The 14,129-nt window shown below is 62.4% G+C and carries 12 protein-coding genes; 8 read left to right on the top strand and 4 right to left on the bottom strand.

The annotated features are described in order from the left end of the window. Positions 1-199: 199 nt before the first annotated feature. Positions 200-874, bottom strand: a complete 675-nt coding sequence (gene yihA, locus FFS21_RS13150; RefSeq protein WP_137925271.1) for a ribosome biogenesis GTP-binding protein YihA/YsxC — start codon at positions 872-874, stop codon at positions 200-202. A gap of 368 nt (positions 875-1,242) precedes the next feature. Here yihA and FFS21_RS13155 point away from each other — a divergent pair, with 368 nt between their 5' ends. From FFS21_RS13155 to msrQ, 6 genes are all read left to right on the top strand, one after another. Next, on the top strand, positions 1,243-1,905 hold the full coding sequence (locus FFS21_RS13155) for a c-type cytochrome (RefSeq protein ID WP_137925272.1): 663 nt from the start codon (positions 1,243-1,245) through the stop codon (positions 1,903-1,905). 179 nt (positions 1,906-2,084) lie between these two features. Continuing rightward, on the top strand, positions 2,085-4,304 hold the full coding sequence (locus FFS21_RS13160) for a cytochrome c biogenesis protein ResB (RefSeq protein ID WP_137925273.1): 2,220 nt from the start codon (positions 2,085-2,087) through the stop codon (positions 4,302-4,304). Between the two features lie 61 nt (positions 4,305-4,365). Continuing rightward, positions 4,366-5,589: a c-type cytochrome biogenesis protein CcsB gene (gene ccsB, locus FFS21_RS13165; protein ID WP_137925274.1), complete on the top strand. Its 1,224-nt coding sequence runs from the start codon at positions 4,366-4,368 to the stop codon at positions 5,587-5,589. 202 nt (positions 5,590-5,791) lie between these two features. After that, entirely contained in the window at positions 5,792-6,214 is a 423-nt protein-coding gene (locus tag FFS21_RS13170) for a COG4315 family predicted lipoprotein (RefSeq protein WP_137925275.1), read from the top strand. Positions 6,215-6,363: 149 nt separating this feature from the next. Continuing rightward, positions 6,364-7,362: a protein-methionine-sulfoxide reductase catalytic subunit MsrP gene (msrP, locus tag FFS21_RS13175; protein WP_137925276.1), complete on the top strand. Its 999-nt coding sequence runs from the start codon at positions 6,364-6,366 to the stop codon at positions 7,360-7,362. After that, on the top strand, positions 7,362-8,021 hold the full coding sequence (msrQ, locus tag FFS21_RS13180; protein WP_137925277.1) for a protein-methionine-sulfoxide reductase heme-binding subunit MsrQ: 660 nt from the start codon (positions 7,362-7,364) through the stop codon (positions 8,019-8,021). The genes msrP and msrQ overlap by 1 nt, the downstream gene beginning before the upstream one ends. Before the next feature lie 115 nt (positions 8,022-8,136). Here the strand turns inward: msrQ and lysA are convergent, their stop codons facing one another. Further along, positions 8,137-9,399 carry a diaminopimelate decarboxylase gene (lysA, locus tag FFS21_RS13185; RefSeq protein WP_137925278.1) on the bottom strand — a complete coding sequence of 421 codons (1,263 nt, stop codon included), beginning with the start codon at positions 9,397-9,399 and terminating at the stop codon, positions 8,137-8,139. A gap of 18 nt (positions 9,400-9,417) precedes the next feature. Further along, entirely contained in the window at positions 9,418-9,678 is a 261-nt protein-coding gene (gene lptM, locus FFS21_RS13190; RefSeq protein WP_349304715.1) for an LPS translocon maturation chaperone LptM, read from the bottom strand. A gap of 117 nt (positions 9,679-9,795) precedes the next feature. Between lptM and cyaY the strand changes: the two genes are divergently transcribed. Further along, positions 9,796-10,131 (top strand): iron donor protein CyaY, encoded by a 336-nt coding sequence (gene cyaY / locus FFS21_RS13195; RefSeq protein ID WP_137925279.1) that lies wholly within the window; start codon positions 9,796-9,798, stop codon positions 10,129-10,131. 81 nt (positions 10,132-10,212) lie between these two features. On the opposite strand, the gene FFS21_RS13200 is transcribed toward cyaY, so the two are convergent. Next, positions 10,213-12,591, bottom strand: a complete 2,379-nt coding sequence (locus FFS21_RS13200) for a penicillin-binding protein 1A (protein WP_137925280.1) — start codon at positions 12,589-12,591, stop codon at positions 10,213-10,215. Positions 12,592-13,055: 464 nt separating this feature from the next. On the opposite strand from FFS21_RS13200, the gene pilM reads away from it, so the two are divergent. After that, positions 13,056-14,126, top strand: a complete 1,071-nt coding sequence (gene pilM, locus FFS21_RS13205) for a type IV pilus assembly protein PilM (RefSeq protein WP_171020406.1) — start codon at positions 13,056-13,058, stop codon at positions 14,124-14,126. Positions 14,127-14,129: the final 3 nt, after the last annotated feature.

Consider the following 14,129-nt stretch of genomic DNA (forward strand, 5'->3'; position numbering starts at 1 on the left):
AAAAAAGAACTTTTGTGCCTGCCCGCTATCATACTCGCGGACACCTTGTGTTGCTTCGCGCAGCGCGGTGTCCCCCGCTACTCCTCCCTGAGCGGGTACCCGCCCTGAACCGGTGGGAAAGTTTGTCCCCGTTGCTTGCAACGGGGCTTTTTTTTGTCCGGCCAATGCGGGGATGGCTGCGGGAATATGCGCGAGGGAATCAGGGTTGCGGCGTGACCGTGCCCTGCTCGGGCGGCTGGGCTTCCGGTAGCGCCAGCCATCCGGCTACTACGCGCTGGGCTTCCTCGATACCGCGCCTTTTAAGGCTGGAGAACAACTGCGCAGTCAGAGGCGGCGGGTTGTCCATCTGCTGGGAATAGTTCGCCAGGATGCGCCGCGTTTCCCGAAGCGCATTGGTGTTGTCGTTTTGCGTCAACTTGTCGGCCTTGGTCAACAGCACGTGGATCGGCTTGCCCGTGGGCAGGAACCACTCGACCATCTGGCAATCGAGGTCCGTGAAAGGGCGTCGCGCGTCCATCATCAAGATCAGGCCCATCAGTTGCTGTCGCGTCTGGACATAGTCCGACAGCAGTCCCTGCCAGTGGAACTTGGCACTCCCCGACACCTGCGCATAGCCATAGCCGGGCAGGTCCACGAGGAAGGCAAGCGGATCGGTGGCCTTGACCGGTGCCACCGTGAAATAGTTGATGTGCTGCGTGCGGCCAGGCGTGCGCGACGAGAAAGCCAGGCGCTTCTGGTTGCACAGCGTGTTGATGGCCGTCGATTTGCCGGCATTGGAGCGGCCGGCAAACGCCACCTCGGGCACTGCCGTGGCGGGCAGGTCGCGCAGATGGTTGACGGTATCGAAGAAGCGGGCCTGATGAAGAAGGGACATGCGCGAATGCGGTAAGGAGGGCGAAAAGCCGGACTTGGCAAGCTGCCAGTGCAGACGTCGCCACAGAGAATGACCTAAGTCAATCCGGAAAGCGATTTATTGTACAATAACCCGGTTTACGGTCTCCTGAGCAGGTGGCGTGTGGCATTCTTGCCGGATGTCATCGGCAATGCTTTAAATCGATCGCTTGAGCTTGAAGTTGTTCGCGATCAATTCAAAGGCTTGCGCATACGCGGTACCAGGCTCTCTGTTTTTTCTGCTCACATAGGCGCTTCCTCACCGCCAGGCAGGACAAAGGCAGGGGTCAGGAAAGGGACGACCGGCGGCATGCATTACGGTGTTCATAACAAATCTGACAAGGTGTACTAATGAACCGCATTGCGAAACTTTTGGGTGTCATGGCGCTGGCTGTTCCGCTTGGCGCAATGACTGGGCTGGCAACTGCCGCAGAGCAGGCCGCCACCACGAAAGCTGATCCCGCCAAGGGCGAAACGCTTTACACACAGGGCGTCCCTGATCGCAATGTTCCCGCCTGCTTCTCCTGCCACGGCGCCGCTGGCAACAGCAGCGCCGCAGTCAATCCCAAGCTGGCTGGCCAGCAGGCCGACTATACACACAAGCAGCTTGTCGATTTCAAGGCCAAATCGCGGGACAACCCGATCATGTCGCTCTACGCTGGCGCGCTGTCGGATCAGGACATGCGTGATATTGGCGCCTACCTGGCCAAGCAGCCACTGAAGCCTGCCACGGCCAAGAACAAGGATACGATCGAACAGGGCCAGAAAATCTACCGTGCGGGTATTGCCGCGAAGGGTATCCCGGCTTGTGCCGGCTGCCACGGACCGACCGGCGCCGGGATTCCGGCGCAGTATCCCCGTATCGGAGGCCAGTATTCCGAGTACACCGAAGCACAACTGGTGGCATTCCGCCAGGGCACCCGCAAGAACAATTCGGTCATGACCACGATTGCCGCCAGGATGTCGGATGCCGAGATCAAGGCGGTGGCGGATTACGTCGCCGGCGTCCGTTAAGTCGTATCGCGCGCGATCCGGTATATCCCGTAGTGGGATGAACCGGAGACGCGGGCAACAATCGAAGAGGGTGGCCTGCTTGCCGAAGCATGTCCACCCTTTTTCATTTTTTGCGCCGCACCGTGGCGTCACACCGGCGCGAGAGACTCGCGCCACATGGATTTCAGGCGTTTCCGCACATGTCGAACCCTTCCACTTCAGGGCTGCACCTGAAGACCTCCCACCGCGTCCTGCGCGATACCGTCGAGTTGCTGTCCTCGATGCGGTTCGCCATCACGCTGCTGACGGTGATTGCCATCGCCAGCGTGATCGGCACGGTGCTCAAGCAGAACGAGCCGTATCCGAATTACGTCAACCAGTTCGGACCGTTCTGGGCTGATCTCTTCCACACGCTGTCGTTGCAGAAGGTGTACGGCTCGTGGTGGTTCCTGTTGATCCTGGCCTTCCTGGTGATTTCCACATCGCTGTGCATCTCCCGCAACGCCCCGAAGATGCTGGTCGAGATGCGTTCGTGGAAAGACCATGTGCGCGAGCGCAGTCTCCGTGCGTTCCATCATCGCGGGGAATATGACGCGCCACGCGGTCGTGCGGAAGCGGTCGGCCGCGTGGCCGCACTGCTACGCAATCGGGGTTATCGCATCAAGCCGGTGGAGCATGAGGGTGCCACGCTGCTGGCGGCGAAGGCCGGGGCTGCGAACAAGCTTGGCTACATTCTTGCCCATACAGCCATCGTCGTGATCTGTATCGGCGGTTTGCTCGATGGCGATATGCTGATTCGCGCGCAGATGTGGTTTGGCGGCAAGTCGCCGATCAGTGGCAACGCCCTCATCAGCGAAATCGGGGCCCAGCATCGTTTGTCGACGAGCAACCCGGGATTCCGTGGCAATGCGTTCGTGCCCGAGGGCGCTACCGTGTCGACGGCCATTCTCAACGTCGCGGACGGCGCGCTGGTGCAGGACCTGCCGTTCACGATCATGCTCAAGAAGTTCACGGTCGACTACTACTCGACCGGCATGCCCAAGCTGTTTGCGTCCGATGTCATTGTGACCGACCGTGCAACAGGCAAGCAGACTGAGGCGACGATCAAGGTCAACGAGCCGCTGACGATCGATGGCATTGCGATTTACCAGTCGAGCTTCGAGGATGGCGGCTCGCAATTGAAATTCGAGGGCTATCCGATGGCCGGTAGCAGCCATGCCACCTTCGCGCTCGGTGGCACGGTGGGCGGTAACGTGCAGCTTGCGGGTACGGGTCCCGACGTCGACGGCCTGACCGTCGAGTTCAGCGATTTCCGGCAGATCAATGTCGAGACGGTGACCGATGGCTCGGGCAAGGCCGATGTGCGCGGCGTCGCGCGCAAGCCGCTCGGCACGCTGGATCAGCACCTGGGCTCTGCGGTAAATCTCGACAAGGAAAAGAACCTGCGCAACGTCGGCCCCTCGGTCCAGTACAAGCTGCGTGATCGCAACGGTCAGGCGCGCGAGTTCAACAATTACATGCTGCCGGTGCAACTCGAAGGACAGACGGTATTCCTGGCTGGCATGCGCGAATCCCCTAGCGAGTCGTTCCGTTACCTGCGGATTCCCGCGGATGACCAGCGCAGCCTGAATGACTGGATGCGGTTGCGTGCGGCACTGCAGGACAAGGCGATGCGTGAACAGGCCGCACGCCGGTTTGCGGAAGCCTCGATGCCCGGGGCCGGCAAGGAAGCGCTGCGTGGCCAGCTTGCCGAAAGCGCCTTGCGTGCGATGGATCTGTTTGCCGGTGCCACGCGTCCTTCGCCGGACTCTCCGCCGGGCGGCTTCACGGCCATTGCGGCGTTCCTGGAGAAGTCCGTGCCGCAGGGCGAGCAGCAGAAGGCCGCCGATGTATTGCTGAAGATTCTGAATGGTTCGATGTGGGAATTGTGGCAACTGTCGCGTGAGCAGGCCAAGCAGCCGACGATCCCGGGTGATGCGCAAAGTGCGGCATTCCTGCAGCAGTCCATTAACGCGTTGTCAGACAGCTTTTTCTATCTGGCACCGGTATTTTTGCAGCTTGATGACTTCAAGGAGGTCAAGGCAAGCGTGTTCCAGATGACCCGTGCGCCGGGCAAAAACATCGTGTATCTTGGCTGCCTGCTGTTGACGCTGGGCGTGTTCGCGATGTTCTACATTCGCGAGCGCCGGGTCTGGGTCTGGGTGCGCGACAGGCGCGAAGACGAGAGCGACGCGACAGGCAGTCACGTCATGATGGCGATGTCCACGCAGCGACGCACGCTCGACTTCGAGAAGGAGTTCACGGCACTGCGCGACGATATCGGACGCGCGGTAGGGGCCGGGGTCACGGCAGCGATGTCTTCCGCAGCACATCGATCGGAAACATCAGCGCGCGATGATCAACGCGGCGCGTCGCTATAGTAGAAAGACCGTAGAGATAGCAGATATAACAGGCGCGCAAGCGTCGCATAGCAGGAATGCCATGTCCTCCAATCTGAACCACGCCAATCCGGGGTTGCCAGCACGACCGAGCGTCGCAGCCCAAGATATCCCTCAGGTCGATGCCTCGCTCGATGCCGACTATCTGGAACCGTCGTTCCTTCGCCGGCTGACCTGGGTTGACTGGGCCTTTGCGCTGTTGCTGGTTGTGGGTGCCGGCTTCGCGCTGGCGCAGTACGGACACTGGATGAACGTCTACGACAAGGCCGTGCTGATTGCGTCGGTGCCGACGTTCGCGCTGCTTGGCTGGCACTGGAAGGCGGTGCGGCCGTTGATGGTAGGCATCGCCGTACTGTCGCTGCTGGCGATCCAGATGTACCAGGGCAACCTGGCGCGTGCCGAAGAGGCATTTTTCCTGAAGTATCTGCTGTCGAGCCAGTCGGCCATCCTGTGGATGAGCGCGCTGGTGTTTCTCTCGACGGCGTTCTACTGGGTGTCGTTGATCACCCGATCCGAAACGGGCGCGAGCATCGGCAGCAAGCTCTGCTGGGCCGCCGTGGTCCTCGGTTTTACCGGTTTGATGGTGCGCTGGTACGAGTCGTATCTGATCGGCGCAGACATCGGTCACATTCCCATCTCGAACCTCTACGAGGTCTTCGTCCTCTTCACGCTGATCACGTCGCTGTTCTACCTGTACTACGAGCGTCGCTACGCCACGCGCGCGCTGGGCGCCTTCGTCATGCTGGTAGTGTCGGCAGCGGTGGCGTTCCTGCTTTGGTATACGGTGTCCCGCAATGCGCAGGAGATCCAGCCGCTGGTACCGGCGCTGCAAAGCTGGTGGATGAAGATCCACGTGCCGGCGAACTTCATTGGCTACGGCACGTTTGCACTGGCTGCAATGGTGGCGGTGGCCTACCTGCTCAAGCAGCGCGGCATCATGGCGGAGCGCCTGCCATCGCTCGAACTGCTCGACGACGTGATGTACAAGGCGATCGCCGTGGGCTTCGCGTTCTTCACGATTGCGACGATCCTGGGCGCACTGTGGGCGGCCGAAGCGTGGGGTGGCTACTGGAGTTGGGACCCCAAGGAAACCTGGGCGCTGATCGTGTGGCTGAACTATGCGGCATGGCTGCACATGCGCCTGATGAAGGGGCTGCGCGGCACCATGGCGGCGTGGTGGGCGTTGGTGGGCCTGTTGGTCACGACCTTTGCGTTCCTGGGCGTCAACATGTTCCTTTCGGGCTTGCATAGCTACGGCGAACTCTGAGACGCGCCGACGCTGGACCCGAGCTTGTCGATCGAAGAGCCCGTCCAATACGACGGGCTCTTTTTCGTTTGTCTTGTCGAGTAGCGCCCGCATCACAGGTGACATTTATTTGAACTCGACGGCGACAAACGCATCACATTCGGTGTTTACTGAGGGTGAACGGCACCGGTTGTCGGCGCCGACCGAGAAGGGAGACTTGAAGATGACTATTCGTCACAACGCCATGTCTGCATTGCGACCGGCTGCCTTGGCACTGGGTACGGCAGCGCTGCTGCTGGGCGGTTGCGCGAGCATGGGAATGGGAGGTGGAAACATGCCGCCGACCGTCAAGGTCGCCAACGGCGTACTGACCGATCCGCAGGGCCTGACGCTTTACACGTTTGACCGCGACACGGCGAGCAGTGGCAAGAGCGTCTGCAACGGCGCGTGTGCCACCAACTGGCCGCCGCTGTTGGCAGAGCCCGGCCGTACGGCATCGGGCGATTATTCGATCATCACGCGCGACGACGGCGCACGCCAGTATGCGTACAAGGGCAAGCCGCTCTATCGCTTTGCCAAGGACGCCAAGGCTGGCGATCGTGCAGGCGACAACCTGAACAACGTCTGGCACGTCGCAAAGCCCTGAGCGGGCACGGCGACCCGCCAGAAGGCCGCGCCGGCTCCCGGGTAGAAGGGGCGGGCGCGGCCTTTTGTCGCAATGTCGGGGGCGGCATCGCACGTTTGAGACCGTTTTCGTGTCCAATGCAGCATCGTCCAGAATAAATGCTGCCCATCATGCTGATTCCTTCCCCCAAATGGCTGCGCGGTGATGACATTGCCGCATCCGAGATCACGCCTCGGGAGACATATCTTTCGCGTCGGCAGTTGCTGGCGCTCGGCGGCGCTGGGATGGCGGGTACGTGGCTCTCGCGTTCAGCGTTTGCGCAAGGCGCGCCCGGCAAACTGGCGCGGCTGCCCGCCACGCCGAACAACGCCTATGTCGTGACCGAGAAGCGCACGCCCTACGAGGACGTCACCACCTACAACAACTTCTACGAGTTCGGCACGGACAAGTCCGATCCCGCCCGCAATGCCGGCACGCTGCGCCCGCGTCCGTGGCAGGTGGCAGTGGAAGGCTTGGTCAAGCATCCCAAGACCTACGACATCGACGAGCTACTGAAACTCGCGCCGATGGAGGAACGTGTCTACCGGCTGCGTTGCGTGGAAGGTTGGTCGATGGTGATCCCGTGGATCGGATATCCGCTGGCGGAACTGATCAAGCGCGTGGAGCCGCAGCCCGGCGCGAAATTCGTGCAGTTCATCACGCTGGCCGACAAGAAGCAGATGCCGGGCTTGGGTAGCAGTGTCCTCGATTGGCCGTACAGCGAAGGACTGCGCATGGACGAGGCGATGCATCCGCTGGCGCTGCTGACCTTCGGGCTGTATGGCGAGGTGCTGCCCAATCAGAACGGCGCACCCGTGCGGATGGTGCTGCCGTGGAAATACGGATTCAAGAGCGCAAAGTCGATCGTGAAGATTCGTTTCGTCGACAAGCAGCCGCCGACGAGTTGGAACCTTGCCGCCGCCAATGAGTATGGCTTTTATTCCAACGTGAACCCGGATGTCGATCATCCGCGCTGGAGCCAGGCCACGGAGCGTCGCATTGGTGAGGACAAAGGCGGTGGTGGTTTCTCCGCGCTGTTCGCGCCCAAGCGCAAGACGCTGCCGTTCAACGGCTATGGCGCGCAAGTGGCATCGCTCTATCAGGGCATGGATCTGAGGAAGAACTTCTGATGGATGGGCGCGGTCCGTCGGCTACCCCGACGCGTGCGGGCGAGGCGCGCGGGCTGGCGATGCCCACGCCAGCGCAACTGCGTGCCGTGAAGGTCGTGGTGTGGTTGCTGGCATTGCTGCCGTTCGCGCGATTGATGTACCTGGGCGCGACCTCGCAGTTCGGCGCCAATCCATTGGAATTCGTGACGCGGTCCACTGGGACGTGGACGCTGGTGATGCTCTGCGTGACGCTGGCTGTCACTCCGCTACGCAGGCTGACCGGTTGGAACTGGTTGCTTCGGCTGCGTCGCATGCTGGGCCTGTTCACGTTCTTCTACGCGCTGCAGCACTTCCTGCTGTGGCTGGCCGTGGATCGAGGATTCGAACTGGCGGCCATTCTCAAGGACATCGGCAAACGCCCGTTTATCACGGTCGGGTTTGCGGCGTTCGTGCTGATGGTGCCGCTGGCTGCCACCTCGGCCAATGTTATGGTGCGATGGCTCGGCGGCAAGCGGTGGCAGAGCCTGCATCGGGCGATCTATGCCATCGCCGTGCTGGCGATCCTGCACTTCTGGTGGCACAAGGCCGGCAAGAACGATTTTGGTGAAGTGTCGATCTATGCTGCCGTGGTGTTTGTGCTGCTGGCAGCGCGGGTGTGGTGGCGGGGCAAGCGGGCATAAAGCGGCTTCTGCACGTCGTCCCGGAGTGCGATGAAAAAACGGCGACGTGCGGTAGTCGCAGCATCGCCGTTTTTGGCGTGCCGATGCAGGGCGCATCGGGATGTCTGAGGCGTCTTCAGTCTTTCAGGAGGCGCTCATTGGCGAACAGGTCCGCCGGCAGTTCGCGCTCGCGCACGAGGTGCACGGTGTTGCCATCGACCATGACTTCGGCGGCGCGGCCACGCGTGTTGTAGTTCGAGCTCATGACGAAGCCATACGCGCCAGCCGACATCACCGCCAGCAGGTCGCCCGGCTGCACAGCCAGCGCGCGATCACGGCCCAGCCAGTCACCTGATTCGCACACGGGGCCGACCACATCGTAGGTGCTGGCGGCGTCGTCGCGCGGCGCCACGGGTTCGATGCGATGGAACGCCTCGTACATTGCAGGGCGGGCCAGATCGTTCATGGCGGCATCGACAATGCAGAAATTCTTTGCCGCGCCCGGCTTCAGGAACTCCACTTGGGTGAGCAGCACGCCAGCATTGCCAACTAGCGAACGGCCCGGTTCGAACAGCACTTCGCGGTGACCGTGACCTCGCGCCGCCACGCGGTCGATCAGCGTCGTGGCGAAGCCGGTGATGTCCGGCGGCGTCTCGTCGTCGTACGTGATGCCGAGACCACCGCCTACGTCGATGTGTTCGAGCTTGATCCCTTCGGCTTCGAGCGCTTCCACTACGTCCAGCACCTTGTCCAGTGCTTCAAGGTACGGGGCGACTTCCGTGATCTGCGATCCGATGTGGCAATCGATACCTGCCACGTCGATGTGCGGAAGTGCGGCGGCGCTGCGGTAAGTCGGCAGCACGTCTTCAAATGCGACACCGAACTTGTTGCCTTTCAGGCCCGTGGAGATGTAGGGGTGGGTCTTGGCATCGACGTCGGGGTTGATGCGCAGCGACACGCGCGCGCGCTTGCCCAGGCGTCCCGCCACGGCGTTGAGCCGGTCGAGTTCGGGAATCGATTCGACATTGAAGCCACGCACGTCATGTTGGAGTGCCAGCGCCATGTCGGCCTCGCTCTTGGCGACGCCGGAGAAGACCACCTTGCGTGGGTCGCCGCCAGCGGCGATCACGCGCAGTAGTTCACCGCCCGAGACGATGTCGAAGCCCGCGCCCAGCTTTGCGAAGACCTGCAGCACGGCCAGATTCGAGTTGGCCTTGACTGCGTACTGCACGTGCGCATTGCGGCCCTTGCAGGCAGCCGCGTAGGCATTGTAGGCGGTGGTCAGCGCGGCGCGCGAATAGATGTAGGTCGGCGTACCGAACTCGGTGGCGATACGGGCCAGCGGCACCTGTTCGGCGGCGAGGGTGCCGTCCGGACGGCGGGAGAAGAATTCAGTCATGTTCGTGGCGTGCAGCACTCAGCGTGCGGAGGGGGCGGAAGCGCCGGTGGCCGGCTGGACGGGTACTGGCGTGGTGGCCGGTTCGCCCATGGGTTGGGCCGGCGTCACGGCACCCGGCTTGCCCAGGCCCGGATCGGGCACGGTCGGCGGGGTGGGTTCGCCCGGTACCCGGGGCATGTACAACGGGCCGCGGATGCCGCAGCCGGCGAGGGTCATCGCGAGAACGGCGGCAAACGCCGATACAATCGCACCACGACGCAGCATCGGGGAGTCCTTCATTTGTCTGGATGGGCTTTCGGATGGCTGGGGGAGGCGTGCTGCTTCCCTGATTTCCATCAATTGATGCCGGCCCCAAAGCCTGTCGGAAACGGGCCGCCGGCGGTCTTGGAGTGTAGCATGCCCCCCCTCAATGAAACGGAGTTCCTGGCGCTGGCCGGGGCCGCGCTGGACAAGCTGGAAGCCGACATCGAGTCGGCCGCCGACGCGGTAGATGCCGATGTCGAAATCAACCGCACCGGCAATGTCATGGAGCTCGAATTCGAGGATGGCTCCAAGATCATCGTCAACAGCCAGGCGCCGATGCAGGAATTGTGGGTGGCGGCCAAGGCAGGAGGCTTCCACTTTCGCCATGACGGCGCCAAATGGATCGATTCGCGCAGCGGGGCGGAGCTGTACGCGGCGCTGTCGGGTTACATGAGCCAGCAGGCCGGTGCGACGCTGACGCTGAAGTAAGCGCTGGGGCGCTTCGGCGCCATGATAAAAAAACCGGCCGCCAGGGCCGGTTTTTTTCGTTTTGAAGCCGGAGGCCGCACATCATGCGCCGCCGAACATCTCCAGGATCTTCTTCTTTTCCTGCTCGGTGTCCTGGATCGGACGCGAGCTTTCCTCGGGCTTGCCCGGCCACGGATCGCCCAGGCCCACGGAGGCCACGCCAGCGCCGCCCGCGTTCTCCTCAAGCGTCCAGTCGCCAGCCACGTTGACCACGCCTTCCGGCGCCTGGCGATCCGGGCTTTCCGGTACGCCCTTCAGCGCCTTGCTCATGTACCCCACCCAGATCGGCAGGGCCAGCCCGCCGCCGGTTTCGCGCACGCCCAGGCTCTTGGGCTGGTCATAGCCCATCCAGGCGATGGCCACGAGCTTCGGTGTATAGCCTGCGAACCAGGCATCGACCGCGTCGTTGGTGGTACCGGTCTTGCCGGCCAGATCGTTGCGGCCCAGCCGCTGCTTGGCCGGATTGGCCGTGCCACTGCGCACCACCTCCCGCAGCATACTGTCGGCGATAAAGGCGGTCCGCGCATCCAGCACACGCACCGCATCGGCACCGGCCGTCTGCGGATGGGTTTCCGAGATGACCTTGCCGCGCGAATCTTCCACACGCTGGATCAGGTACGGATTCACGCGGTAACCGCCATTGGCGAAGACCGAGTAGGCGCCGGCCATCTGCAACGGCGTCACGCTTCCCGCGCCCAGTGCCATTGGCAGGTAGGCCGGATGCTTGTCGGCTTCGAAGCCGAAGCGTGTGATGTAGTCCTGGGCGTACTGCGTGCCAATGGCGCGCAGGATACGGACGGAAACGAGGTTCTTCGATTTGGCCAGCGCGCGGCGCATCGTCATCGGACCTTCAAACTTGCCGTCGTAGTTCTTCGGTTCCCATACCTGGCCGCCAGTGTCCGGGCCAATCGTCAGCGGCGCGTCATTGATCACCGTCGCCGGCGAGAAACCCTTTTCCAATGCGGCCGTGTAGATGAACGGCTTGAAGCTCGAGCCGGGCTGGCGCCACGCTTGCGTGACGTGGTTGAACTTGTTCCGGTTGTAGTCGAAGCCGCCCACCATGGAGCGAATCGCACCGTCCTCCGGATTCAGCGAGACGAATGCCGCGGCTACCTCGGGCAGCTGCGTCACGGACCACGAGTTGGACTTCTCGTCCTGCGTCACGCGGATGATTGCGCCCGGGCGGATCTTGACCTTGGGCTGGGCATTGGCCGACAACGACGGCGCGATAAAGCGCAGCGCGTTACCTTCGATCGTTGCCACCTCGCCGGACAGCAGCGTGGCCTTGACCTGCTTGGCCGTCACGCTGGTCACCACGGCGGAGCGCAGGTCGTCACTGCCCGGATGCTCGACGAGTGCATCGTCGATGGCCTGCTCGCGCTCGGCGGAGTCCGACGGCAGGTCGATGAATGCCTCCGGACCGCGGTAGCCGTGCTTGCGCTCGTACGTCATGATGCCGCTGCGCACAGCCTCGTATGCGGCGTCCTGGTCGGTCTTGTTCAACGTGGTGTGGACCGTCAGGCCGCGCGTGTAGGTTTCCTCACGATACTGCGCGTACATCAGTTGCCGCACGATTTCAGCCACGTACTCGGCGTGGGTCGAGAACTCGTTGCCCTCGCTGCGTACCTTCAACTCCTCGCGTACCGCCTGATCGTACTGTTCGGGCGTGATGTAGCCGAGGTCGCGCATGCGCTGGAGAATGTATTCCTGGCGCACCTTGGCGCGGCGCGGATTGACCACCGGGTTGTACGCCGACGGTGCTTTGGGCAGCCCGGCCAGCATCGCGGCTTCGGCCGGCGTCACGTCCTTGATCGACTTGCCGAAATACACGCGTGCGGCGCTGGAGAACCCGTAGGCGCGCTGGCCCAGGTAGATCTGGTTCATGTACACCTCGAGGATCTGATCCTTGGTCAGATTGGCCTCGATCTTGTACGCGAGGAGCATCTCGTAGATCTTGCGCGTGTAGGTCTTCTCGCTGGACAGGAAGAAGTTGCGTGCCACCTGCATCGTGATCGTCGATGCGCCTTGCGATAGGCCGCCGCGCAGGTTGGCCAGGCCAGCCCGCAGCACGCCTACGAAGTCCACGCCGCCGTGTTCGTAGAAGCGGTCGTCCTCGATCGCGAGCACGGCCTTCTTCATCACGTCGGGAATTTCGCCGATCGGCACGAAGTTGCGGCGCTCCTCGCCGAACTCGCCAATGAGGATGTTGTCGGCCGTGTAGATCCGCAACGGGATCTTGGGACGGTAGTCGGTGATGGTGTCCAGCGACGGCAGGTTCGGGGCTGCCACAACCAGCGCATAGCCTACCAGCAGCGCCACCGCAACCATGCCGGCAACAAGCAGTCCGAGCACCCAGAACATGATGCGCGTCCAGAGCGGACGGCGGACGGGGAGGGACGGCTTCTGTTGTGCTGTGGCCATAAGGGGTTTACCTGACAAGAGTGCCCGGATTATATCGTCGGCGCCTGGCCACACAGCGCGCCCGGTGGCGCGGAAGGCGCTATCGCGCTGTTACAAGATGTAATGACGTTGAGGTCTGCCTGTCACGCGGTGCAGATCGCTGACGCAGCGCGGGTCAGCGGGAGGTCTCGCAGCGTTGGTGAAAACGACCCGTCTGACGTGACGTCGGAAGGGGCGCGTTGCCGGGAAACGACGCCCTGCGACGGCGATGTTTCGGAGCGTCGGATTTTGGCAACGGATTCGCGACGACCTTCTGAAAATGGATGCGTGGTCAAACCGGCACATTGCCAGCGCCCATGGTTTGAGTGAGAATCCACGAACATAAAAGAGCAAACGTTTCATCCAAGAAACTGGCTCGCACCATTAGAGCAAACAAGCCGTGGGCGAGTTCAAATGTCAGGGGGTCAACCTTGCGACGGGGCATCTTGTCGGGTCTTCTACGCCGTACTACGGTCGGCGTAGATATTGGGTCGTCTAGCGTCAAGGTCGTCGAACTGTCCGTCGGGGCAGGGAAGAACGACTTCAGGCTGGAGAAATGCGCCAGCGAACTGCTGGATCGCAATGCCGTTGCCGATGGCAACGTGGTCAACATCGAGGCCGTGGGGATCGCGCTGAAGCGTGCCCTTGGCAAGGCCGGCATCCGCACCAAGGACGTAGTCCTGGGTGTGCCGTCCATGCTCACGGAATCCCAGACGGTCAGTCTTCCGGACAACCTGTCCGAGGACGAACTCTATTCGCAGGTCGAATCGGAGGCGCACCGCCTCTATCCGCCTTCCCAGGCGGTGAATTTCGACTTCGCGGTGATTGGTCCCAGCGAAACCGAAGGTGGCATTGGCGTACGCGTCACGGCCGCCAACAGCGATCGTGTGCAGGAGCGCGTGACGGCTGCCGAAATGGCCGGCCTCAAGCCGCAGGTCATGGACGTGGAGGAGTACGCCGTACAGCGTTCGGTCGTGCAGATGCTTGGCGTTCCGGTGGGTGTGACGGAAACCGACGCCAAGGATCTGCCGGTCGTGGCGGTCGTGCATCTTGGCGGCAGCCGTTCCAAGGCCATCTTCTACCAGGGCTGGAAGGAACTGTACGAGCAGCCTCTGAACAGCTACGGCGACCAGCTCACGCAGAGCGCCGCTCGCATGTTCACACTGGACGCGCTCAAGGCCGAGATCAAGAAGCGCAAGAACACGCTTCCCGAAGCGTGGCGTGCGCAACTGCTCAAGCCGTCGCTCGATGCACTCGCCATGGAAGTGCAGGGTGCCATCGGCAACTTCATCGCCAGTTCCAGCCTGGGACGTGTCGACGAGATCCTGCTGTCCGGCGGCCACGCTTCGCTGCTGGGTGTCCAGGCGGCGATCCAGCAGCAGACGCAGATCACGACCACGCTGGCCAATCCCTTCGCCAACATGATGACCGCAGGCAAGGTCAACGAACGCTATCTCCAGCGTGACCTGCCTGCGTACATCGTCAGTGCGGGACTGGCGCTGCGCGGACTGCAATAACCC

Source organism: Cupriavidus sp. 2SB, from assembly GCF_005503625.1.
Taxonomy (GTDB): Bacteria; Pseudomonadota; Gammaproteobacteria; order Burkholderiales; family Burkholderiaceae; genus Cupriavidus.